Source organism: Bacillus sp. FSL K6-2865, from assembly GCF_040311405.1.
GTDB lineage: Bacteria > Bacillota > Bacilli > Bacillales > Bacillaceae > Bacillus > Bacillus velezensis.
Genome location: NZ_CP152036.1, coordinates 945,765 through 970,328 on the forward strand (window position 1 = coordinate 945,765; position 24,564 = coordinate 970,328).

Annotated in this window: 19 protein-coding genes and 2 pseudogenes; 15 read left to right on the forward strand and 6 right to left on the reverse strand. The window is 47.6% G+C overall.

All coding sequences use genetic code 11. The features are described from left to right. Positions 1–223 precede the first annotated feature (223 nt). The 9 genes and pseudogenes from NYE42_RS04715 to NYE42_RS04755 all read left to right on the forward strand — a co-directional run bounded on the left by NYE42_RS04715 (position 224) and on the right by NYE42_RS04755 (position 10,811). Positions 224–1,576 carry an aspartate aminotransferase family protein gene (locus NYE42_RS04715; RefSeq protein WP_099567264.1) on the forward strand — a complete coding sequence of 451 codons (1,353 nt, stop codon included), beginning with the start codon at positions 224–226 and terminating at the stop codon, positions 1,574–1,576. A 16-nt stretch (positions 1,577–1,592) separates the two neighbouring features. Beyond that, a complete protein-coding gene (locus NYE42_RS04720) occupies positions 1,593–2,168 on the forward strand; it encodes a glycerol-3-phosphate responsive antiterminator (RefSeq protein ID WP_007409286.1) in 576 nt (191 codons plus the stop codon). 172 nt (positions 2,169–2,340) lie between these two features. Further along, positions 2,341–3,168, forward strand: coding sequence for an MIP/aquaporin family protein (locus NYE42_RS04725; RefSeq protein WP_032874243.1), 828 nt, complete (start codon positions 2,341–2,343; stop codon positions 3,166–3,168). Positions 3,169–3,184: 16 nt separating this feature from the next. After that, positions 3,185–4,675: a glycerol kinase GlpK gene (gene glpK / locus NYE42_RS04730; RefSeq protein ID WP_144664039.1), complete on the forward strand. Its 1,491-nt coding sequence runs from the start codon at positions 3,185–3,187 to the stop codon at positions 4,673–4,675. Positions 4,676–4,812: 137 nt separating this feature from the next. Next, positions 4,813–6,480: a glycerol-3-phosphate dehydrogenase gene (gene glpD / locus NYE42_RS04735; RefSeq protein ID WP_003155341.1), complete on the forward strand. Its 1,668-nt coding sequence runs from the start codon at positions 4,813–4,815 to the stop codon at positions 6,478–6,480. Between the two features lie 139 nt (positions 6,481–6,619). Continuing rightward, positions 6,620–8,362: a phospho-sugar mutase gene (locus NYE42_RS04740; protein ID WP_007409283.1), complete on the forward strand. Its 1,743-nt coding sequence runs from the start codon at positions 6,620–6,622 to the stop codon at positions 8,360–8,362. Between the two features lie 145 nt (positions 8,363–8,507). Continuing rightward, positions 8,508–9,644, forward strand: a complete 1,137-nt coding sequence (locus NYE42_RS04745; protein ID WP_251257049.1) for a GAF domain-containing sensor histidine kinase — start codon at positions 8,508–8,510, stop codon at positions 9,642–9,644. Further along, positions 9,644–10,287: pseudogene (locus NYE42_RS04750) on the forward strand (response regulator transcription factor). Before NYE42_RS04745 ends, NYE42_RS04750 begins: the two are co-directional and overlap by 1 nt. Continuing rightward, positions 10,287–10,811 (forward strand): NADPH-dependent FMN reductase, encoded by a 525-nt coding sequence (locus NYE42_RS04755; RefSeq protein WP_144664201.1) that lies wholly within the window; start codon positions 10,287–10,289, stop codon positions 10,809–10,811. The pseudogene NYE42_RS04750 and the gene NYE42_RS04755 overlap by 1 nt, the downstream one beginning before the upstream one ends. Positions 10,812–10,824: 13 nt before the next feature. On the opposite strand, the gene NYE42_RS04760 is transcribed toward NYE42_RS04755, so the two are convergent. Next, positions 10,825–11,067 (reverse strand): YhdB family protein, encoded by a 243-nt coding sequence (locus tag NYE42_RS04760; RefSeq protein WP_003155335.1) that lies wholly within the window; start codon positions 11,065–11,067, stop codon positions 10,825–10,827. 190 nt (positions 11,068–11,257) lie between these two features. On the opposite strand from NYE42_RS04760, the gene NYE42_RS04765 reads away from it, so the two are divergent. Further along, positions 11,258–11,581, forward strand: a complete 324-nt coding sequence (locus NYE42_RS04765) for a DUF3889 domain-containing protein (RefSeq protein WP_342497269.1) — start codon at positions 11,258–11,260, stop codon at positions 11,579–11,581. A 44-nt stretch (positions 11,582–11,625) separates the two neighbouring features. Here the strand turns inward: NYE42_RS04765 and NYE42_RS04770 are convergent, their stop codons facing one another. The 3 genes and pseudogenes from NYE42_RS04770 to NYE42_RS04780 all read right to left on the reverse strand — a co-directional run. After that, the gene (locus NYE42_RS04770; RefSeq protein ID WP_256683748.1) at positions 11,626–13,080 is read right to left on the reverse strand and encodes a peptidoglycan endopeptidase; all 1,455 of its coding nucleotides are present in this window, start codon (positions 13,078–13,080) and stop codon (positions 11,626–11,628) included. Positions 13,081–13,259: 179 nt separating this feature from the next. Further along, entirely contained in the window at positions 13,260–13,694 is a 435-nt protein-coding gene (gene nsrR / locus NYE42_RS04775) for a nitric oxide-sensing transcriptional repressor NsrR (protein WP_007610306.1), read from the reverse strand. A 131-nt stretch (positions 13,695–13,825) separates the two neighbouring features. Continuing rightward, positions 13,826–15,405, reverse strand: a pseudogene (locus NYE42_RS04780) (mechanosensitive ion channel); the annotation flags it as partial. A 104-nt stretch (positions 15,406–15,509) separates the two neighbouring features. Between NYE42_RS04780 and NYE42_RS04785 the strand changes: the two are divergent. Further along, entirely contained in the window at positions 15,510–16,916 is a 1,407-nt protein-coding gene (locus NYE42_RS04785; protein ID WP_033574462.1) for a SpoVR family protein, read from the forward strand. Positions 16,917–16,954: 38 nt separating this feature from the next. Here the strand turns inward: NYE42_RS04785 and NYE42_RS04790 are convergent, their stop codons facing one another. Further along, positions 16,955–18,334, reverse strand: a complete 1,380-nt coding sequence (locus NYE42_RS04790; protein WP_144664043.1) for an alkaline phosphatase — start codon at positions 18,332–18,334, stop codon at positions 16,955–16,957. Between the two features lie 459 nt (positions 18,335–18,793). Here NYE42_RS04790 and NYE42_RS04795 point away from each other — a divergent pair, with 459 nt between their 5' ends. Next, positions 18,794–19,618: a C40 family peptidase gene (locus tag NYE42_RS04795; protein WP_199022444.1), complete on the forward strand. Its 825-nt coding sequence runs from the start codon at positions 18,794–18,796 to the stop codon at positions 19,616–19,618. A 64-nt stretch (positions 19,619–19,682) separates the two neighbouring features. On the opposite strand, the gene NYE42_RS04800 is transcribed toward NYE42_RS04795, so the two are convergent. Beyond that, positions 19,683–20,561: a LysR family transcriptional regulator gene (locus tag NYE42_RS04800; RefSeq protein ID WP_025649531.1), complete on the reverse strand. Its 879-nt coding sequence runs from the start codon at positions 20,559–20,561 to the stop codon at positions 19,683–19,685. 109 nt (positions 20,562–20,670) lie between these two features. Here NYE42_RS04800 and NYE42_RS04805 point away from each other — a divergent pair, with 109 nt between their 5' ends. From NYE42_RS04805 to NYE42_RS04815, 3 genes are all read left to right on the forward strand, one after another. After that, positions 20,671–21,774 carry a citrate synthase/methylcitrate synthase gene (locus NYE42_RS04805; RefSeq protein WP_032866195.1) on the forward strand — a complete coding sequence of 368 codons (1,104 nt, stop codon included), beginning with the start codon at positions 20,671–20,673 and terminating at the stop codon, positions 21,772–21,774. A 79-nt stretch (positions 21,775–21,853) separates the two neighbouring features. Further along, complete coding sequence (locus NYE42_RS04810) at positions 21,854–22,723, forward strand: SDR family oxidoreductase (protein WP_199022445.1); 870 nt, start codon at positions 21,854–21,856, stop codon at positions 22,721–22,723. Positions 22,724–23,054: 331 nt separating this feature from the next. After that, a complete protein-coding gene (locus NYE42_RS04815) occupies positions 23,055–24,458 on the forward strand; it encodes an amino acid permease (RefSeq protein WP_040238370.1) in 1,404 nt (467 codons plus the stop codon). Positions 24,459–24,564 lie beyond the last annotated feature (106 nt).

Sequence of the window (24,564 nt, forward strand, 5' to 3'; positions counted from 1 at the left end):
AGGGGCGGGTTTTTTTATAAAAACACTTGCACCGGCCCCGGTTTCGGGATATGCTCTTGTAGCCCTTTCGCTTTCTGGGAGAAAGCGTTTTTTTAATTGCCGCCGCTTTATTGACTCGCCCATGCCGCGCCTTTATATTCTTATTAAGAGGAATACTTCACCAAGAGAATCGGCGTCAGAAGCCGGGCAGCTTTCGATACAGTGCAATGATATTGAAAGGGAGATGAGCGGTGTGGAACATGTACAAAAAAATCAGTCACTCAAACAAAAGGATAAAGAGCTGATTTGGCACGCGATGAAAGGGGCGGAGCCGGATGACAGCATAATCGTCCAAAAAGGGGAAGGCGCCTGGGTTACGGATATTGACGGCAGACGGTATTTGGACGGCATGTCAGGCCTGTGGTGCGTCAATATCGGATACGGCAGAAAGGAACTTGCCGATGCGGCTTACAGCCAATTGAAGGAGCTTCCTTATTATCCGCTGACCCAAAGCCATCAACCCGCGATTGAGCTTGCGGAAAAATTGAATGAATGGCTCGGCGGCGATTATGTAATCTTCTTTTCCAACAGCGGATCGGAAGCAAATGAAACCGCGTTCAAAATTGCCCGCCAATACCACATTGAAAACGGCGATCACAGCCGCTTCAAATTCATCTCCCGGTACAGAGGCTATCACGGCAATACGATGGGGGCGCTCGCCGCTACCGGCCAGGCGCAGAGAAAGTATAAATATGAGCCGCTCTCACAAGGTTTTTTGCACGCGGCGCCGCCTGATCTTTATCGGAATCCCGGCGATGCCGTCACATTGGAAAGCGCGCATGACATCGACCGGATCATGACGTGGGAGTTAAGCGAAACGATTGCCGGCGTTATTATGGAACCGATTATTACAGGCGGAGGGATACTGATGCCCCCGGACGGGTATATGGCAAAGGTAGAGGACATTTGCCGCCGCCACGGCGCGCTTCTGATCAGTGATGAAGTTATTTGCGGTTTCGGCCGCACGGGAGAGCCGTTCGGATTTCAGCATTACGGCGTTTCACCGGACATCGTCACAATGGCAAAAGGCATTACGAGCGCTTATCTGCCGCTGTCGGCAACGGCAGTAAAACGGGAGATTTTTGAGGCGTATTCGGGCGGTGAGCCGTACGGCCGCTTCCGGCACGTGAATACATTCGGAGGCAATCCGGCAGCCTGCGCCCTGGCCTTGAAAAACCTGCAATTGATGGAGGACGAAAATCTGATCGCCCGCTCCCGGGAGCTTGGAGAAAGGCTGCTCCGTGAGCTTGAGCCGCTCAGAGAACATCCGGCGGTCGGAGATGTACGGGGCAAGGGCCTTCTTGCCGGCATTGAGCTCGTCAAGGACAAAATCACGAAGGAACCCGCTGATGCCGCCCTTGTGCAGCACGTCATCACCGCGTGCAGAGAAAAAGGCCTGCTTGTCGGGAAAAATGGGGATACTGTAGCGGGATATAATAATGTCATTCAGCTGTCTCCGCCTTTTTGCCTGTCGGACGAGGAGCTCTCTTTCATCATTTCGACCGTCAAGGAAAGCGTGCTGAGCATTGATTTTTAATGTAAAGGAGTAAAACATGAGTTTTCACAACCAGCAGATTCTACCGGCAATCCGGAACATGAAGCAATTCGATGCATTTTTAGAAAGTCCGTTCTTATACGGCGTCATTTTAGATATCCACCTCGGTCAATTAAAAGGTGTCGTGAATGAAGCGAAAAAACACGGAAAACTTCTGATGGTTCACGTCGATTTAATTCACGGCATTAAGCATGACGAATACGGTGCGGAGTTCATTTGTCAGGACATCAGGCCCGCCGGCATCATTTCGACGAGATCATCAGTCATCGTCAAAGCGAAACAAAAGAAAATATACGCGATCCAGCGTCTGTTTCTCTTGGATACGAGCGCCATGGAGAAAAGCATGGAATTCGTCGGAAAGCATAAGCCTGACTTTATCGAGGTTCTCCCGGGCATCGTTCCGACTTTAATCAGAGAAATTAAAGAAATGACAGGGATTCCGATTTTTGCCGGCGGCTTCATCCGCACGGAGCAGGACGTTGAAAACGCCTTGCAGGCAGGAGCCACGGCCGTGACGACTTCAGACACCGACCTATGGGCTAAATATGAACATTCTATGACAAAAAAAGATTGACACCGCTTACACCCATTGTTACAATAGACCTAGGTTAATACTATGTGATGGAGACCCGGAGACCCACAACAGCTCTTTACGGAAGCAATAAAGCGTAAAGCGGTTTGTTGTGGGTTTTTTATTCTCTATAACTCTGTCAAACCTGCTATTATGTCATTTAGGAGGAATGATGATGACAGCATTTTGGGGAGAAGTAATCGGTACAATGCTGCTTGTTATTTTCGGCGGCGGCGTTTGTGCGGGAGTCAATTTAAAGAAATCGCTTTCATACCAATCCGGATGGATTGTTATTGTATTCGGCTGGGGATTGGGAGTAGCCATGGCGGCATATGCCGTCGGCAGCATCAGCGGCGCCCACTTGAATCCGGCTTTAACGATAGGCCTTGCGCTTGAAGGCAGCTTTCCTTGGAAAGAGGTCCCTGTTTATATTGCAGGACAGATGATCGGAGCAATGATCGGTGCGGTTGTTGTGTTCCTTCATTATCTGCCGCATTGGAAGGCGACGGATGATCCGGCCGCTAAACTGGGCGTTTTCTCGACCGGCCCGAGTATTCCTCATACATTTGGGAATATGATAAGTGAAGTCATTGGTACGTTTGTGCTTGTGCTCGGCATTTTGGCAATCGGAGCGAATGAATTTACAAAAGGGCTGAACCCGCTGATTGTCGGATTCCTCATCGTTGCTATCGGGATTTCTCTTGGAGGGACGACCGGATATGCGATCAACCCTGCGCGGGATTTGGGGCCGAGAATCGCTCACGCCTTTCTGCCGATTCCGAAAAAAGGGCCGTCAAATTGGAAATATGCCTGGATTCCCGTAGTCGGTCCGATCATGGGCGGTGCGTTCGGCGGCGTATTTTACAATGCCGCGTTTAAAGGAAATGTGACACCTAGCTTTTGGTTTGTAAGCGTTATAATGGTTGTAGTGCTTTTCATACTCTATATTTATACCAAGAAATCTCAATCACAGAAAACATTATCAAATTCTGAATATATTTAAAAAGGAGAGCGGCATCATGGAGACCTATATTTTATCAATTGACCAAGGCACAACAAGTTCAAGAGCGATTCTTTTTAATAAAGAAGGAAAAATCGTGCATTCCGCTCAAAAGGAATTCACACAGCATTTCCCTCAGCCGGGCTGGGTGGAGCACAATGCGAACGAAATCTGGGGAACGGTGCTCGCCGTTATCGCGACTGTGATCTCCGAGTCCGGAATCAGCGCTGATCAAATTGCCGGCATCGGCATCACGAACCAAAGGGAAACGACGGTCGTATGGGATAAAGATACCGGAAAGCCGGTATACAATGCGATTGTGTGGCAATCGAGACAAACATCCGGCATTTGCGAAGAGCTTCGTGAAAAAGGATATAATGATACATTCAGAGAAAAAACGGGACTTTTGATCGACCCTTATTTCTCAGGAACGAAAGTCAAATGGATTCTTGACAATGTAGAAGGCGCGCGGGAAAAAGCGGAAAACGGAAATCTTCTGTTCGGAACGATTGATTCATGGCTCATCTGGAAAATGTCCGGAGGGGCGGCGCACGTAACGGATTATTCCAACGCTTCAAGAACGCTGATGTTTAATATACATGAATTAAAATGGGATGACGAGCTGCTTGATATTTTAGGCGTGCCGAAATCAATGCTGCCGGAAGTGAAACCGTCTTCTCATGTGTACGCGAAAACGGTTGATTATCATTTCTTCGGTAAAAACATTCCGATTGCGGGAGCGGCCGGAGACCAGCAGTCTGCGCTGTTCGGTCAGGCGTGCTTTGAAGAAGGCATGGGGAAAAACACATACGGCACAGGCTGCTTTATGCTGATGAATACCGGAGAAAAAGCCATCACTTCTGATCACGGCCTTCTGACGACAATCGCCTGGGGATTAGACGGAAAAGTCGAGTATGCACTGGAAGGAAGCATCTTTGTCGCAGGTTCTGCCATCCAATGGCTGAGAGACGGCATGCGGATGTTCCAAGATTCAAAAGAAAGCGAGACATACGCAGAGCGTGTGGATTCCGCTGACGGTGTTTATGTCGTGCCCGCTTTCGTCGGATTAGGCACACCGTACTGGGACAGTGACGTGCGCGGCTCAGTTTTCGGCCTGACACGCGGAACGACGAAGGAGCATTTTATCCGGGCTACGCTTGAATCTCTCGCTTATCAGGCGAAAGATGTGCTTGATGCCATGGAGGCTGATTCAGGCATCTCTTTAAAAACATTGCGTGTAGACGGCGGAGCGGTAAAAAATAACTTCCTCATGCAGTTCCAGAGCGACTTGCTTGATGTGCCGGTCGAACGTCCGGAAATTAATGAAACGACGGCGCTCGGTGCCGCGTATTTGGCCGGAATCGCTGTCGGCTACTGGAAGGACAGCACTGAAATCGCTGATCAATGGAACCTTGATAAGCAATTCAAACCGGAAATGGAAGATGAAAAACGCGATGAATTGTACGGCGGATGGAAAAAAGCAGTAAATGCAGCTATGGCTTTTAAATAAGATAAAAATGTGGTATACTGAAAACAAGTTAATAGGAACGGTCCTGAGATGAGGAGAGACCACAGCACCAAAGTGATAACTGCGCTTTGGCTGTTGTGGTCTCTTTTTCTATACCGTGACAACAAGGAGGAAACGTAATGATGAATCACCAATTTTCAAGTTTGGAACGGGATCATATGCTGGAAGACATGACTAAAAAAACATACGATCTGTTTATTATAGGGGGAGGTATTACGGGTGCCGGTACGGCGCTTGACGCTGCTTCAAGGGGAATGAAAGTCGCTTTGAGCGAAATGCAGGATTTCGCGGCCGGCACATCAAGCAGATCCACAAAGCTTGTCCACGGCGGTTTGCGTTATCTGAAGCAATTTGAAGTCAAAATGGTTGCAGAAGTCGGTAAGGAACGTGCAATCGTGTACGAAAACGGCCCGCACGTCACGACGCCGGAATGGATGCTGCTGCCGTTTCATAAAGGCGGCACGTTCGGTTCATTCTCTACTTCCATCGGCCTGCGTGTGTATGACTATTTAGCGGGAGTAAAAAAATCAGAGCGCAGAAGCATGCTGTCTGCTAAAGAAACGCTGCAAAAAGAGCCGCTCGTCAAAAAAGACGGCTTAAAAGGCGGAGGCTATTATGTAGAGTACCGGACGGACGATGCGAGACTGACGATTGAAGTCATGAAAGAAGCCGTTAAATTCGGTGCGGAGCCTGTCAACTATTCTAAAGTGAAAGAACTGCTTTATGAAAAAGGAAAAGTTGTCGGCGTTTTAATTGAAGATCTGCTGTCAGGCAAGGAATACAAAGTTTACGCCAAAAAAATCGTCAATGCGACAGGTCCGTGGGTCGACGAGCTGAGAGAAAAAGACCACAGCAAAAGCGGAAAACATCTTCAGCACACAAAAGGGGTCCATCTCGTATTCGACCAATCCGTATTCCCGCTTAAACAGGCGGTGTACTTTGATACGCCGGACGGCCGGATGGTGTTCGCCATTCCGCGTGAAGGAAAAACATACGTGGGTACGACCGATACGGTTTACAAACAAAAACTTGAGCACCCGCGCATGACGGTGCAGGACCGCGATTATGTCGTCAGCTCCATCAATTATATGTTCCCGGAACTGAACATTACGGCGGACGATATTGAATCAAGCTGGGCCGGCCTCAGACCGCTTATTCACGAAGAAGGGAAAGACCCGTCTGAGATCTCCCGTAAAGATGAAATCTGGACATCTCAATCAGGCCTGATTACGATCGCCGGAGGAAAACTGACGGGCTACCGTAAAATGGCTGAGCACATTGTCGACCTTGTCCGCGACCGCTTGAAAGAAGAGGGCGGCCAAGACTTCGGCGGCTGCAAGACGAAGACGATGCCGATTTCCGGCGGACATGTCGGCGGCTCTAAAAACTTCGAGTCATTTGTGGAAGCAAAGACAAAAGACGGCTTGAAAATCGGTTTATCACAGGAAACCGCTAAGCAGTTAGCCATCAGATACGGCTCTAACGTTGAAAATGTATTCAGCCGGATTGAAGGTCTGAAAGACGAAGCGGAAAAACGCCAGATTCCGGTTCACATTCTGGCGGAAGCGGCTTACAGCATCGAAGAAGAAATGGCTGCGACACCTGCCGATTTCTTCGTCCGCAGAACGGGAAGACTGTTCTTCGACATCAAATGGGTGCAAACGTATAAAACGGCCGTGATTGATTACATGAGCGACCGATTCCAATGGAATGACGAAACGAAAGAAAAACACACTGAGTGGTTAAATACGCTGCTGCACGACGCGGTTGTTCCGCTCGAACAATAATAACCGGAGGGCTGTGCCGAAAAGGCATGAGCCCTTCTTTTATCTTTTTACATAAAGCATTTGGTTAAGTTATCAAGTGACACGGGCAGCCGCTTCATATTAAAATATGGTCATAAGCTGAAATTATAGGAGGACGAACATGAGTTGGAGTAAGAGTTACGAACGCTGGAATCAGGCCGAACAATTAGATTCAGAATTGAAAAAATTATTGGCGGACGCAGAAGGAAACGAGCAGCTGCTGGAAGATTTTTTCTACAAAAATCTTGAGTTCGGAACAGGAGGCATGAGAGGAGAAATCGGGCCGGGTACGAACAGGATGAACATTTACACGGTCCGCAAAGCATCCGCCGGACTTGCGGCGTATATCGCGAAACAGGGGGAAGACGCGAAAAAAAGAGGGGTTGCGATCGCATACGACTCCCGTCATAAATCTCCTGAGTTTGCGATGGAAGCTGCAAAAACCCTTGCTTCCCAAGGCATTCAAACATACGTATTTGATGAGCTCCGCCCGACGCCTGAGCTGTCTTTTGCGGTGAGAAAGCTGAACGCTTATGCCGGTATCGTCGTGACGGCCAGCCATAACCCGCCTGAATATAACGGATATAAAGTGTATGGCGATGACGGCGCACAGCTGCCGCCGAAAGAAGCGGACATCGTCATTGCGGAAGTGAATGCCATAGAAAATGAACTAACGATTCAAGTTGAAGATGAACAGTCGCTGAAAGAAAAAGGTTTGATTAAAATAATCGGTGAAGAAATTGATAAACCATATACTGAAGAACTGACTTCCATCTCCGTACATCCCGAGCTTTCGGATGAAGTGGATGTCAGCGTCGTGTTCACTCCGCTGCACGGCACGGCAAATAAACCGGTGCGCCGCGGTCTTGAAGCACTCGGTTACAAAAACGTCACCGTCGTGAAGGAGCAAGAGCTGCCGGACCCGGATTTTTCAACCGTCAAATCGCCGAATCCGGAAGAGCACGCGGCATTCGAATATGCCATTAAACTCGGAGAAGAACAAAACGCTGATATTCTCGTCGCTACGGACCCGGATGCCGACCGTCTCGGCATTGCCGTAAAAAACAGCGAAGGCAAGTACACAGTGCTGACGGGAAACCAGACAGGCGCGCTTTTATTGCATTACCTGCTTTCCGAGAAGAAAAAACAGGGCGCCCTTCCTGAAAACGGTGTCGTCATGAAAACGATTGTCACGAGCGAATTGGGCCGCGCCGTCGCTTCATCGTTCGGATTAGATACGGTTGACACACTGACAGGCTTCAAATTTATCGGTGAAAAGATCAAAGAATATGAAAAATCAGGCCAATACACGTTCCAGTTCGGGTATGAAGAAAGCTACGGCTACTTAATCGGCGATTTCGCGCGTGACAAAGACGCGATCCAGGCTGCGCTGTTAGCCGTCGAGGTATGCGCCTTTTATAAAAAGCAGGGCATGTCGCTTTATGACGCGCTGCTGTCCATTTTTAAAGAATACGGTTATTACCGTGAAGGCTTGAAGTCATTGACGTTAAAAGGAAAACAGGGTGCAGAGCAGATTTCCGCTATCCTGACTTCCTTCCGAAACGATCCGCCGAAGCAGATGGCCGGAAAACAAATCACGCAGGCTGAAGACTATTCAACGGGAAAACGGACTGTATTTGCCGATCATCATGAAGAAGATATTGATCTGCCGAAGTCAAATGTCCTGAAATATTTCCTTGAAGACGGCTCTTGGTTCTGCCTTCGTCCATCGGGAACGGAGCCGAAAGTGAAGTTCTATTTCGCCGTGAAGGGAACTTCTTTACAAGACAGCGAACAGCGTCTTGCCGCATTATCTGAAGCCGTCATGAAAACAGTGGATGGCATAGTGGAAAAAACGAAATAAACAACAAACCGCCGGAAGCGACATCCGGCGGTTTTTTTATGCGTCTCATCCGAAAGTATGAGGAAAATTCATGCTGAAAACAAAGGAATATACAGAAAAGAATTGATATAATATGGATAATTCTGATTGGCCGGAGTGAGGGAAATTGACGAAAACGACGGTAGAAACGTTAAAAACGTTAAAAGCGATTGCGGAAACCTTAAACCAAAGCCACGATTTAAAGGAAGCGCTTGATAAAGTGCTCCGCGAACTGCTCAGCCTGACCGGGCTGCAGACAGGGTGGATTTTTCTGATTGAGCCGGACGGGTCTTATACGCTCGCCGCATCCGCTTATTTACCGCCGGCTCTCGGTCAGCGGGAAAATGCACTGATTTGCAGCGGGGAATGCTATTGTCTGACCAAATTCAGCAATGGCGGATTGACAAAGGCCGTAAACATAATGAATTGTAAACGGATTGAATTTGCGGAACAGACGACGAACTGCCGCGATACGGAGGGCATTACCCATCATGCGACCGTACCGCTTGAGGACGGCGGCCGGAAGTTCGGTTTATTAAACGTCGCCGCAAGCGAAAAGACATTTTTCAACGAAGAAGAACTGCATCTGCTTGAAGCGGTTGCATTTCAAATCGGAACGGCGATTCAGCGGATGAAATTGGCCGAATTTGAGCAGCAGAACGCCCTGTTGATGGAACGAAGCAGACTTGCGCAAGAGCTGCATGATTCCGTCAATCAGATGCTGTTTTCTGTCAGCTTAACGGCAAAAGCCGCAAAGAGCTTTACAGATGATGATCGGCTCCGGCAGATGATTACGTTTATTCAAGAGCTGTCTCAGGATGCGCTAACAGAAATGAGGGCGCTTATTTGGCAGCTGAAGCCGGAAAGTTTGACGAAAGGGCTGTATGCGTCGATCAAAAGCTATGCCGCTCTTATCGGCCTGGAAGCCGTTTGTGAAATGGAGGATGAGCTGGAGCTTACGGATGAACAGGAACACGCGCTTTGGCGGATCGCCCAGGAAGCCTTGAATAACTGTAAAAAGCATGCGGGAACGGACCGGGTTATCATTTCCGCCGTTAAAAAGCCGGATTGCGCGGAGCTTCATATTAGCGACCGTGGAGCGGGCTTCAGCGCTGATGCGCATGCTGTGCTGCCGTCGCTCGGCGTGACCGGCATGAAAGCGCGCGCCGAAGCAATCGGAGGCCGCTTTACATTGCAATCCGAGATTGGCGCCGGAACGATTGTCTCCGTTCGGCTTCCATTTCGGGACAGGAGGTCTGATTGATGAAAATTGTGATTGCTGATGATCATCACGTTGTCCGCAAAGGACTGCGCTATTTCTTCGCCACTCAGGAAGACATTGAAGTTGTCGGTGAGGCGTCCACCGGTGCTGAAGCGCTTCAGCAAGCTGAAAAGACGGAGCCGGACATCATTCTGATGGATTTATCAATGCCTGATATGGACGGCATAGAAGCGGCAAAAATTGCGGCTGAACGATTTCCGGACATCAGTATCGTCGTTTTGACGAGCTATTCTGATCAGGAGCATGTCATTCCCGCCCTTAAAGCCGGCGCAAAAGCGTATCAGCTGAAAGACGCCCAGCCCGATGATTTAGTGAAAACGCTCTGGGAAGTGTATTCCGGACGTTACCGGCTGTCGGCGGATATTGTGCCTCACGTGCTGACCCATATGGTTCAGGATGATCAGGATAAGGAAAAATATGATCAGCTGACCCCCCGTGAAAAAGATGTTCTTCAAGAAATAGCCAAAGGGAAAAGCAATAAGGAAATTACGGCGGCACTGTTTATTTCAGAAAAAACAGTGAAGACCCACGTATCCAACCTGCTGTCAAAGCTGAATCTTTCGATCGGACGCAGGCGGCATTGTATGCGGTAAAATATAATGTTTTTGGAAAGGCGGTAAAATGATGAGCATATTAGTGATCAGCGGAACACCGAGAAAAAACGGGCGGACTAGAATTGCCGCTTCTTATATAAGAGATCGGTTTCATACCGATTTTATTGATTTGAGCGAAAGTGATCTGCCGCTTTATAACGGTGAAGAAGAACAGAACGAGCTGCCTGCAGTGCAAGAGTTAAGGCGGCAGGTGAAAAAGTCGGCGGCCGTCGTCTTATTATCTCCCGAGTATCACAGCGGCATGAGCGGCGCTTTAAAAAACGCCATCGATTTTTTAAGCAGCGATCACTGGGCATACAAACCGGTGGCAATCATTGCCGCGGCGGGCGGAGGAAAAGGAGGCATGAACGCGCTGGCGAATATGCGGACGGTCATGCGGGGCGTTTATGCAAATGTCATCCCGAAACAGCTGGTCTTAGATCCGATTCACATTGACATGGAGCGCCGGACCGTATCTGAGGATATGGCGGTCAGCCTGAAAGAGATGATCGAAGAGCTGAATATGTTCACAAATACAAGAAATCCCGGCGTCTGACGCCGGGATTGTTTTATGTCAGCATGGCTAATTGATCTTCATAAGCGAGTTCTGTCGCATGATCAATATACCCGAGAAGGGAATACAGCTCTTTTTCAAGCACCGCATGATCATATTCGAAATGATACGCGTGCAGAAAGTGCTCAATACGCTTTGATAATAAATCATCTTTTGTACGAACCATCAAAATTAACAAATTGTCCCATTGAGACCGGTGTGTGTAATACAAGGCTTTATCATAATCCGCATGATCCATCTTACGCTTCTCCTTTCAATGAGAAGTTCTCCGTTAGTTTATGCCGTCGAAGACCGATGCAACAGGGGAAAAGTTGGTGGCCTTATCACAGCGGCATAGCAATATGAGGGAGACATAAAATAAAACCGCATATCCGTTTCTTCTTTGGACACGCTAAGATTGACAAAAAACGACTCAGGAGAACATAAAGATGAAATCCCTTCCATTTGTGCTTGCCCTCTTGTTTTGCGGCATTCTCATTGCCTCGATCGCTGAAAAAGGGCATACAAAACACCTTGATCCGTCAGTTGAAAAATGGGAACAGCTCGCATGGAACCAGCTTGAACGTGAATACAAGGGGGCCGAGCTTACCGATTATTCGTACATGGGCCGTACAAAAGTGAACCGGGAACAGACGAAAGATGTGTTTCGCGTAACGGTGCAAACAGCAAAAGAAACGTTTTCATCCCGTGCTGAAGTGTATTTCCATCCCGTGACAAAACACGTGATCAGCATTAATATTTTCAGACTGTAAAAAAAGCTGCACAGCCTTATTGAGGCCGTACAGCTTATCAGATATCAGAAGAAACGTTTTGCGCCGAGGTAGCGCTGTTTCCAATAGGAGTTGTTCATGCTGGAAATAACGACACCCGAATCGTTGGCATTAATAAACTGGCCGTTCCCGAGATAAATACCGACGTGGGAAGGTCCGGCTTTATAAGTTGAGAAAAAGACAAAGTCACCGACCGCCGGCTGGCTGACTGATGTCATCGTATTCCAGTAGCCTGCGGCTGAAAGTCTGGATACAGAAGTGACCTTATTGAGAACGTAATAAATGAAACCGCTGCAGTCAAAGCCTCTCGGCGTCGTCCCGCCCCATACATACGGTACGCCCAGCTGAGCTTTTGCGGCATCGATCATTACATTAATCTTCGCGCTTGTTGAACCTGTGCCGCCTGTGTTGCCGGACTGATTTGGTGTCGTGTTTGTCTGCTGCCCGGTAATCGTCAGCTTTTGTCCGATTTGAAGAACATCTGTTTTCAGATTGTTTTTCTCGCGGATCTGCTGGGCGGTCACATTGAACTTTTGGGCGATCACCCATAAAGAATCCCCGCTTTTCACGGTATATGTAGTGGTTTTCCCTGTATTTCCGGACTGGTTCGGAGTTGACGGTGAAGTCGAAGAGCCGGAAGATGACGTTTTGGTCAGCTTAAGCACTTGTCCGACCCGCAGCATGTCTGACGTCAGTTTGTTGATGCTTCTGATTTGCTGAACCGTCATATTGTATGCGTTTGCGATTTTCCAGAGTGAGTCTCCGCTTTTTACTGTATAGGAGGACGTTTGCGTCTGGTTTTTATTTTGGTCTGAATTGTCTTTTGACGGCGTGTTTCCCGAAGAAGACGTTCCTTTTGTTTTCAGGACTTGGTTTACGTAGATCGTATCCGTTTTTAAGTTGTTTAATACTTTGAGTTCCGCAATGGTCATATTGACGCTGTTTGCGATCTTCCATAGTGAATCGCCGAGTTTGACTTTATACGTCCCGGAAGATGATGACTGCTTTTTGCTGCTGTTTGAGCTGCTGCCCGGCGTGGTTTTTTTCTGATCGGTGCTTGAGGAAACTTTCCCCGTCACTTGCAGCTTCTGTCCCGCGCGGATTAAGTCGCTTGTCAGACCGTTCAATTTTTTCAGTTCCTGTACGGACATTTTAAAATCAGATGCGATCAGCCACAGCGAGTCGCCGCTTTTCACTGTATAAACGCTTTTAGTCGTGCCGCTGTTCTTTGAAGATGGATTTTTGCTGCCGGAATCTGATTTGCCGTTAGGAATGTTGAGCGTCTGCCCGATAGAAATAACGGTGGATTTTAGATGATTGGCTGATGTAATGGCATCCACGCTCGTATTGTAGTTTTGGGCAAGCTTCCATAATGAATCTCCGCTTTTAACCTTAATCGTTTGTGCTTCTGCCGGTGTTACAGCTAACGCAGACCCGACGATCGCAGATGCAGTCAAACCGACCGCTACCTTTTTTCTCATAATGAATCTCCCTTTTCCTGCGATGATTTTACTATCCCCATTCGTTGCAGCCGCAAGGTGAGGATATCAGTAATGATAATCTTTATATCGGCACTTGTCTGCAATCGTTTATCATATTAATAGAAATAGTCCTTTTTTCTTATGCCGGCATAAAAAAAAGAAGGAATGCGGACATTCCTTCAGCTTCTGAGCAGTCTCATAATCTCCTCTTTGTTTTTGACCAGATCCCTTAACGTATATTTGTCTAAAACGGCCAGGTAAGCTTGCAGGGCTTCATTCAGAAGGTTCTTTAAGTTGCAGGCGGGAGATATGATACAGAGATTTTTTTTGGAGTCAAAGCATTCTACGATGTTAAAGTCGTCTTCTGTATTTCGAACGACTTCTCCAATGTTTATGTCTTCCGGTGTCATTCCTAAACGGATTCCGCCTCCCCGGCCCCGGATCGTTTCGACATATCCGAGCTGGCCGAGGCGGTAAATGACTTTCATGAGGTGGTTTTTAGAGATGGAATAAGTATCTGCGATTTCTTTTATGTTGGAAAGTTCATCGGAATGTCTGGAAGCCAAAAAAATCAAAACGCGTAAAGAATAATCGGTATAGTTCGTTAATTTCATAGAATGACCTCGAAAAAAGAGATTTTGCTTCTGTTACAGTCTATCATATATGAATCTAAAATGAAAAAAAAGGAATTTGCCCCCTTAACTCAAAAAAAACGTGCGCTCCTTCTGAGCACACGTTTTTTTCGTTAAGACATCGGCGGCTTCCGATCGTCAGCCGATTGATGTTTTTCAATTTTGCGATCCAATTTTGCGAGATAACGGGAGGCGAAATCTTTTCCGCCAAGACCGAATGAAAGTCCGAAGGCAAGCACGAAACCGCCCAGAATCAGAATAAACGCGGCATTTACGATCGTGTCGGCGACACCGAGCTGATCCAGCGCCATAAAGATTGAAAGAGTGATAATGGTATATTTCGCAAGCGGCGCCAGGAATCTGAATTCCTTTCCGCTCAGCATGCCGGCAAGCAGTCTGCTGACGAGCTGTCCGGCCAAAAGTCCGATTCCGAGAATAAATACAGCGGCCAGAACATTAGGCAGGTAAGCGATAATACCTGTTGCGATAACGACGAGAAATTCGAGATGAACAAGCTGCAGCGCCTCTGCCGTAAACAGCAGGACGATGATAATCTGAACAATCATGCCGACCGTCTGAGAAAGCGTCAGCTTCGGGGTACCCGTCTGTTCAAAACCCATTTTACCGAGAAGAGAGTCGAAACCGGCCCGGTGCAAGAGCCCGGATACAATGCTGTTGACCCATTTTCCGATCCAGATGCCGGCGATGATCAGCACGATACCGATGATGATATTAGGGAGCATTGTGAAGACCGTGTGCAGCATGGCTGACGCCGGTTCAGAAATACCCGCCACATCAAGCCGGTCAAGCGCAGAAATGATCACCGGAATGAAAATCAGCACGTAGACAATCGTTCCGATGATTGCCGACAGGCTTGTATCCTTCAGGTATATAGAAAGCCCCATACGTGCGGCGAGCCTTTCCGTGCCGATACTCGCCAGAAAGTTTGTGACGATATCACGGACGAGACGGGCAACAAGCCAGCCGATTAAAACAATCAGCGCCGCGGCGAATAATTTCGGTATAAAGGACAAAACGCTTTGGATCATATTTGTAAACGGCCCTGATACTCCGCTGATTTGGAGAGCGGCCAAGACGCCGGGCAGGAACAAGAGCAAGACGAAGTAAAAAACGATTCGTGAAGCGGCCGTAACGGATCTGCTCATCTCCGCTTCTTCAGACACCATTGTCCATTTTCTGAGCCGGCCGTTTTCAGCGAGTTTCATGCCCGCTTTTTTGACGAGATAGCTGAAAAGCGAAGCGGCCGCCCAGCCCAACAGCAGAATCAGGCCGGCTTTTAAAATGCTCGGCACAGCCGCCGTTATCGCTGACAGCATGCTGACAAAAGGCGAAGCCACGGTTGTCAGATGCAGAATGTTAAAGAATAGAATAAAAACGATGATTAATGCGATAAAATAAATGACTTTACTGATGACTTTTTCTGAGGAATAGCGCGCCGGCTTTGTTTCGGCGAACAGTCTGTCGTCGATTTTTGTTTTTTGCAGGCCTTTGTATACAGCTTTTTCAATGATTTTGGCAATGCCCCAGCCGATAAGCAGGACGAGCAGTGCAATGACCAGATTCGGGAGTTTGCTGAGATACGTCGTAAGCATGTCTGCTGTATTCAAGTAGAATCGCTCCTTTTCTTTTTGGGGTATGGTGTGTGTTTTACCCACTTACATATAAAGCAAACGGGGCGGGTGTGCCGAAAGTTTTCAGACGGAAACCGGTCTGTTATTTCATCTTTTGAGAGGAGGGGTCATACATTATAAATAAGTCCAAGTAGGGGGGATTCGGTTGAACGCGGAGGAGACAAAAGGTTTACAGCGGGCAATTGAGGAAATAACCGACATTGCGAAGGGTTTCGGCCTTGATTTCTACCCGATGAGATATGAAATTTGTCCGGCTGAGATTATTTATACATTCGGCGCGTACGGCATGCCGACGAGATTCAGCCATTGGAGTTTCGGCAAACAATTTCACAAGATGAAACTCCATTATGATCTCGGTTTGAGCAAAATTTATGAACTTGTCATTAATTCCAACCCTTGCTACGCTTTTTTGCTGGACAGCAATTCGCTGATCCAAAATAAATTAATTGTAGCCCATGTTCTTGCCCATTGTGATTTTTTCAAACATAACTGCCGCTTTCAAAATACGAACCGGGACATGGTTGAGAGTATGGCGGCTGCGGCGGAGCGGATTAAGCATTATGAAAGAATTCACGGGATAAAAGAGGTGGAGTCCTTTTTAGATGCCATTCTGGCGGTTCAGGAGCATATCGATCCGTCGCTCGTCAGGCCGAAGCTGCTGTGGAGCGTCGATGACGAAGAGGAGGACGAAGAAGAAACCGCGCCATCGCCTTACGATGATTTATGGGGAATGGATAAGCCGAAGCAGCTGAAAAAGAAAAAAGGGAAAAAACCGTTTCCGCCCCGGCCGGAAAAAGATATTCTGCTGTTTATCGAGGAACATTCGCGGGAGCTTGAACCGTGGCAGCGTGACATTTTAACCATGATGAGAGAAGAAATGCTGTATTTCTGGCCTCAGCTGGAAACGAAAATCATGAACGAAGGCTGGGCATCCTATTGGCATCAGCGGATTATCCGCGAGCTTGACCTGACTTCAGATGAAGCTATCGAATTTGCGAAGCTGAACGCAGGCGTCGTTCAGCCGTCAAAAACGGGAATCAACCCGTATTATTTAGGGCTGAAAATTTTTGAAGACATCGAAGAGCGTTATGACAACCCGACAGATGAAATGAAAAAAACAGGGGTAAAGCCCGGTTCCGGACGCGAAAAAATGTTTGAGGTCAGGGAAATTGAATCGGATATATCATTTATCCGCAATTATTTGACGAAAGATCTCGTAATGCGTGAGGATTTGTATTTATTCCAAAAGCAGGGCAGGGACTATAAAGTGATCGACAAAGAATGGAAGGCCGTGCGCGACCAGCTCGTGAACATGCGGGTCAACGGGGGATTTCCTTATCTGACCGTCAATGACGGGGATTACCTGAAGAATAATGAGCTTTATATTAAACATTGGTATGAGGGAATTGAGCTTGATCTGAAATATTTGGAGAAAGTGCTGCCGTATCTGTACCAGCTGTGGGGCAGGAGCGTGCACATCGAATCTGTTCTTGAAGACAGAGAAGTGATGTTTTCGTATGACGGCAAAGGAGTGCACCGGAGATATCTGTAAAAGAAGAAAGGATGCGGGGAAACCCCCGCATCCTTTTTTTATTTTCCGTGTTTCAGGATGTGAAAGATCTTTTTGGCCTGGTCCGTGTTGTTTAAAAGCCCCGTAAATGACTCTCTTCCCGGACCGTATGCGTAAACGGGAACTTCTTCGCCCGTATGATCGCCGGTTGTCCAGCCGCTGTTGGTTTTCGCATTAAAGAGCTTAATGATCGCTTTGTAGACGCTCTTGTCAGCATCCTGTTTTGCGGCCGTTTCGATCTGTTTGATTTCAGCTTTTGACCATTTCAGGTCTGTATAACGCGCAAGCACGGAAGATACGGATTTGCCCGCTTTGATTTGGTCAGCCATAAATGCCGGGGTTTTTTTGGCGGCAAGAATCGGTTCAACATGCCAGTTTTTATCGTCATTCGCGCCGATCGTCAATCCGCCGGTGGTATGGTCAGCCGTGGCAACGACAAGCGTATGTTTGTCCTTTTTGGCAAATGCGATCGCTGCTTTATACGCTTTTTCAAAATCCTTCATTTCACTCATTGCACCGACTATATCATTGTCATGTCCCGCCCAGTCAATTTGGCTGCCTTCGACCATTAAGAAAAACCCTTTTTTATTCTTGTTCAGCCTGTCGATCGCCGCCGTTGTCATGTCTTCTAATGAAGGGACGGCGTTTGAGCGGTCGATTGCTTTGTCGAGTCCGCCATCGGCAAACAGGCCGAGAATCTTCTTGTTACGATCCTTTTTGAGCTCCTGTTTTGATGTCACGTAGCTGTATCCCGCTTTTTTGAAATCCTTTGTTACATTGCGGTCTTTACGGATAAAGTTTGACTTGCCGCCTCCAAGGAGCACATCGACTTTTTGTTTTCCGTTGATGCGGTCATCAAAGTAGCTGCTTGCGATATCATCCATGTTCTTTCGGGATTTGTTATGGGCTCCGAATGCCGCAGGGGTGGCGTGGGCAATCTCCGAAGTTGCGACAAGTCCGGTGGATTTCCCTCTTTGTTTCGCTTCTTCGAGGACGGATTTTACCCGCTTTCCTTTTTTATCGACTCCGATCGCCGCGTTATACGTTTTCACGCCCGTGGCCATTGCCGTGCCAGCCGCCGCGGAATCGGTAATATTGGAATCAGGATCGTCAGGATAAGTCATCATCATACCGGCGAGATTGGGGTCGAATGCCGTCAGTTTCATACCATCCGAAGGCTTTCCTTTGTTAATGACCGAACGATAGGCGTTTATATAGGGAGCGCCCATTCCGTCGCCGACCATGAAGATGACGTTTCTGATTTCGTTTTTGTCAGGCTGTTTTTTTGCCGCAGCCTGTTCGGAGTGCTGAAGCCCCGCGCCCGCAATCAGACCGGCTGTCAGCACGGATACGGCTGCCGCCGGCAGAAGTTTTGATCGAACCTGTTTAAATAGACTCATTCTCACTCGTCCTCCTTTAATCGTGTCTGCATGTCTAATGGTAGGGGATGTTTGTAAAGAGTGCCTGTTCCTCCTGTAAATTTCAGGTGAAACATTGTTAGAAATGTAAATTCCGGTGTGAAGTTATGTTTTCAAGAAAGAGTGAAAACCATTCACTTTTTTGAAAAAGCCGAGGATTTTTTTAACAAGGGGTTATTTGGAAAATAAACTGCTTTGTTTTTCCAAAATACGAGGATCACAGGAAAAAAACATGACAAATTGACTTGTTTTTCGTCACGTTTGAAATCAAATTGAAATATTTAATACCCTTAAAAACTTTTTTCTAAAACGAATTAGTAAGAAATTTGTCACGGGAAGTCAAGTCTATTTCTAGTGGAAATTGAACCTTATAATAGGAAACAGATAAAAACTTTAAAAAAGAGACACATAAAATAGATAGAATCAGTCAGGGAGGAAAATATGAAAAAGCAACTTGTTACAGCAACAACGGCAGTGGTTTTGGGGACGACTTTGTTTGCGGGCGCGGCATCTGCGCAAACGATTAAGGTAAAAAAAGGCGATACATTATGGGGACTTTCAAATCGGTACGGAACGTCAATTAATTCCATTAAATCTGAGAATAAATTAAAATCGGATATCATTTACATCGGCCAGACGCTTTCGATCAACGGTAAATCATCCTCAGGTTCAAATTCCGGCAGCAAGTCATCATCGTCTACATATAAAGTCGTAAAAGGCGACAGCCTTTGGAAAATTGCGAATAAATATAAAATGACGGTAAACCAATTAAAAAGTTTAAACGGTTTAAAAACGGACCTGATCCGCATCGGACAAGTTCTTAAAGTAAAGGGATCAACTTCCGGTTCAACGTCTTCAGGATCTTCGTCATCAAAGCAGCCTTCATCCAGCCATAATGCTGCACAGACGAGCCTGAATGTAAACAAGCTGATTTCTGATGCGCAATCTTTAATCGGCACGCCGTATGTATGGGGCGGAACAACGACTTCCGGCTTTGACTGCAGCGGATTTATCTGGTACCTATTAAACAAACAGACGAGTGTCGGCAGAACAAGCACTGCGGGATACTGGAGCTCAATGAAGAGCGTGTCCAGTCCGTCAAGAGGAGACTTCGTCTTCTTTACAACATATCAGGCCGGCCCTTCACACATGGGTGTGTACATCGGAAACAACAAGTTCATCCATGCCGGTTCTGACGGCGTCGCAACAAGTGATCTGAATAACAGCTACTGGAAACCTCGCTACCTTGGCGCGAAAAGATTCTAGCAGCGATAGAAACCCGTTCATCAGAACGGGTTTTTTATTTAGACGGGACAGAGCTCCATTTGTTTCACCTAAAATGAAAATGTGATAAAAAATCTAAAAAGGTTTTCTTTTTTTCATTTTCATAGAGGGCGATGGCGTACGCGCCCGCGCTCGGCATCTGGGCGAATTCGCACGGAATTTCAATCATGCTGCCTGCGGCGAGTTCGGCCCGTACCGCTGACAGCGGCAGAAATGAGACACCCAGCCCCTCTTTAATAAATCTTTTCGTAATATGCGTCTGTGTCACCTTCATCGTCCTGACGAAAGGAAACTGTATTCTGACCTGGCGGAGCAAATCATCCCAATAGTCAGGATGGTTATGGGTCAAAAGCAGATATTGTCCGAACAGGTCTTTTACTTCATCCGCCTTCCCTGTTCCGGGTTTTCGGCCGGGCGGCGCGACGAGGACAACGGGGTCATTGTACAGGGGGCGGCAAGTGAGGGAAGATGATTGCACCTTTAAGCAGCTCAGTCCGATATCGGCTGAGCCGTTTCTGATTTGAGAGGCGATTTCTTCCGATTCGAAAATGGTGACCGTCATTTCGGTTTCTTTATTGTCCTCTGTATAACGCTTCATGACAGACGGGAGAACGGTGTCGGCGATAAGCGGCGAAACAGCGAGTGTCAGCGTGTGCGAGTAGCCCTGGCGCACTCTGTGCAGCTCCGCCATGCTGTTTTCATAGTCTTCCAAAAGCCTCATGGCAAACGGCACGTATGCTTTTCCTTCTTCCGTCAATTGTATTTTCCGGCCGCTTCGCTGAAACAGCTTGCAGCTGATTTCTTTCTCTAATAATTTTATATGAACGGTGACGGTCGGCTGAGATAAAAAAAGCGTTTCCGCCGTTTTTCTGAAATTCTCATATTTTGCCGCGGTGACGAAGGTGTGAAGCCATTTAAAATCCATAGATGCACTCCTCTGATTAAAAGTTTTAATTAATTCCCTTAAAAATATTCATTATTTTTTAAATATTATATTTACTATAATAACAGAAAGAGGATAAGGGGGAATGAAATTGATTTATCGTGGATTGAAAGGGATTACTTGTGCAGAAACGGCGATCAGCCACATTGACGGAGAAAAGGGGCATTTAATATATCGCGGCTATGACGCGAAGGATATCGCGCTGCAATCCAGTTTTGAAGAAGCAGCGTATCTCATTTTGAACGGGGCGCTTCCTGATGAGCGGCAATTGCTTGCGTTTCAGGAAGAACTTGCAGCCGAGCGCGGGCTTCCGAAACATTTGATCGACTTACTGGAAACGCTTCCGGATGAAATGGACGACATGGCGGTGCTGAGAACGGCTGTTTCAGGTTTGGGCACAGATTCATTTACATATCCGCCCAAGCCGGAAGAAGCGATTAAACTGATTGCCGTCACACCGACGATTATTGCGTACAGATACCGCCGTAAACAAGGGCAGGAAGCGTTGTCACCTGAGGCGCGATACGGACACGTTGAAAACTATTTGTATATGCTGACAGGCAGGCAGCCGTCCGCAGCCCAAAAGAAAGCGCTTGAAACGTATATGATTCTGGCGATGGAGCACGGGATGAATGCATCGACTTTTTCAGCGAGAGTCACCGTTTCGACTGAATCGGACTTAGTGTCTGCCGTCACTGCCGCACTGGGTACGATGAAAGGGCCGCTGCACGGAGGCGCGCCTTCAGGCGTCACGAAAATGCTTGAAGACATCGGGACAAAAGAAAATGCAGAAGCGTATTTGGCAGCGAAGCTTATGAGGGGAGAACGCCTGATGGGCTTCGGGCACAGGGTGTACAAAACAAAAGACCCGCGGGCGGAAGCGCTGCGCATAAAAGCTGAAGAAGTGGCGGGAAATGATCCGTCGCTTGACTTGGCGCTTTATGTAGAGAAGGAAGCCATCCGCTTGTTAGAGCAATATAAGCCCGGACGGAAGCTGTATACGAATGTGGAGTTTTACGCAGCGGCTGTGATGCAGGCCATTGATGTCGACAATGATTTATTTACGCCGACCTTTTCAGCAAGCAGAATGGCAGGCTGGTGCGCACACGTGCTTGAACAGTCCGCTGACAACATGATTTACAGACCGTCTGCGAAATACACCGGCGCTTTTCCCGAAACGGCTCAGCAGCTTTAATTACCGGCATATTTGTCCGTTTAACTCCCCGCACTGCGTGGTATCGTCTCAGTAATACCAATTGCAGGAGTGTGAGAATATGAATCCGATGGACAGACAGACGGAAGGACAAAAGCCGCAGGTGCAAAACCGCCAGCCCGGCATTGAGTCAGACATGGAGCCGAAACCGCTCTTGGAGGACCCGGATGTAAAAGGGTCGGGCAGATTAAAAGGAAAAGTCGCCGTCATCACGGGCGGAGACAGCGGCATCGGCGCAGCGGCTGCGATCGCTTACGCGAAGGAAGGAGCGGATCTTGCCATCCTGTACCTAGACGAACATGCCGATGCTGAGAGAACGAAAAAGCGTGCGGAAGAATACCAGGCCGAATGCCTGTTAATCCCGGGCGACGTCGGTGATGAGGCGCATTGTCAGAAGGCGGTCCGGCAAGTCTTAGATCGCTACGGAAAAATAGATATTCTCGTTAATAATGCGGCTGAGCAGCATCCGCAAAACGGGATTCTTGATATTACATCTGAACAGCTGGAGAAGACATTCCGTACAAACATGTTTTCCATGTTTCATATGACAAAAGCCGTGCTGCCCCACCTGCAAAGAGGGAGCGCCATCATTAATACAACGTCTATTACCGCTTATCAGGGAGACACATCATTGATCGACTATTCGTGCACGAAAGGCGGCATCGTTTCCTTTACGCGTTCAATGGCGATGTCATTGGCCGATCAGGGGATCAGAGTAAATGCGGTGGCCCCTGGCCCGATCTGGACCGCCCTGATTCCGGCAACGTTTACTGAAGAAAAGGTGGAAAAGCATGGTCTGGACACTCCGATGGGAAGACCGGGACAGCCTGCGGAACACGCCGGAGCTTACGTGCTTCTGGCTTCAGATGAATCTTCCTATATGACGGGGCAAACCATTCACGTAAATGGCGGCAGATTTATTTCAACATAATACGCAAGTCTTATCCCGCGCTTTTAAAAAGGGCGGGATTTTTATTTGAACGTACATATGAATACGATTTTGAAAAATGGAAGTCGCCAGCTGAATCACTAATGTTAATATTTCACAGTGGAGAATCCGCTGAGTTCTGTTTTATGAAAACTAAAAATAATATATAGAATTTTCAAAAAGTTATTTTCATTTTTATATTTTTCGCTATAATATGATGTAGGAGAAAGGAATGATGTGCTGAAACATTTCATGCGAAAAATAAGAATTTAGTCATTATTGCTATTGTTATCTGAATATTCTAACATATATTGGTTTACAAGGAGTGAAGCAGATGAAGGGGAGCGTATTCAGAAAGAAAAGCATTCAGGACCTGCTTGCCGCAACGAGCGGGGAAAAGTCGCTGAAAAGAGAGTTAGGGGCCTTTGATTTGACCCTTCTGGGGATAGGGGCCATCATCGGAACGGGGATTTTTGTATTAACCGGAACAGGCGCTGTCACGGCGGGGCCGGGGCTGACCGTTTCATTTGTCATCGCCGCTCTTGCGTGTTTATTTGCGGCTCTGTCATATGCTGAATTTGCTTCAAGCGTCCCGGTTTCAGGTTCCGTCTACACGTTTACTTATGCGACACTGGGTGAACTTCTAGCGTTTATCATCGGTTGGGATTTAATCTTGGAATATATGCTCGCCGTCAGCGCGGTTTCGGTCGGCTGGTCCGGCTATTTTCAATCATTCTTGGCGGGCTTCGGCATTCATCTTCCGACCGCATTAACGGCCGCGCCAGGATCCATTAAAGGCACGGTCACATTCTTTAATCTCCCCGCATTTGTTATCGTGCTTGCGATTACATTCCTCCTCTACTTAGGCATTAGGGAATCGAAGCGGGTCAATAATATTATGGTCATTTTGAAGGTTCTGGTTGTTCTATTGTTTATCGCCGTTGCGGCCGTATATGTCAAACCTCACAACTGGCAGCCGTTTATACCGATGGGTTTCGGCGGTGTTTTCAGTGCCGCGGCGCTCGTTTTCTTCTCTTTTATCGGTTTTGACGCCGTCTCTTCCGCCGCTGAAGAAACGAAAAATCCGGCGAAGGATCTGCCGAAAGGAATTATCTTTTCATTAATCGTCTGCACCGTGCTGTATGTGACCGTATCGGCGATTATGACGGGCGTCGTTCCGTTTGCCCGCTTTGAAGGCGTTGACCATCCCGTGTCTCTCGTTCTGCAGATGGCCGGACAGAATTGGGTGGCCGGGATTATTGATATCGGCGCAGTGTTGGGGATGACAACGGTGATGCTCGTCATGCTGTACGGGCAGACGAGGGTGATGTTTGCCATGTCCCGTGACGGTTTGGTGCCGGGGGCGCTTTCAAAAGTTCATCCGAAGCATAAAACGCCGCACGTGGTGACATGGGTGTTCGGCATCCTGTCAGCATTACTCGGCTCGCTCGTCCCGCTTGATGAACTGGCGAAGCTGGTGAACATAGGCACGCTTGCCGCGTTTGTCCTGATTTCCGTGGCGGTTATCGTATTGAGAAAGAAACAGCCTGATCTGCCGAGGGCTTTTAAATGTCCGGGGGTTCCCTTTATTCCGATATTGTCCATTCTGTTCTGCGTGTTTTTGATTATTAACCTCGGCGCCACGACCATATTCCGTTTCTTTATCTGGCTGATCATCGGTCTGGTGATTTATTTCTTATATTCGAGAAAGCATTCGAAATTAAACGGGGATTTGTAAGGAGCGGCACCCGCCGCTCCCTTTTATTTTTCGGAATAATGAAACATATTGAAATGGGCTTAAGTTATCGCAGTGAATAAGGGATAATATAGGGCGGAAGGGAAGT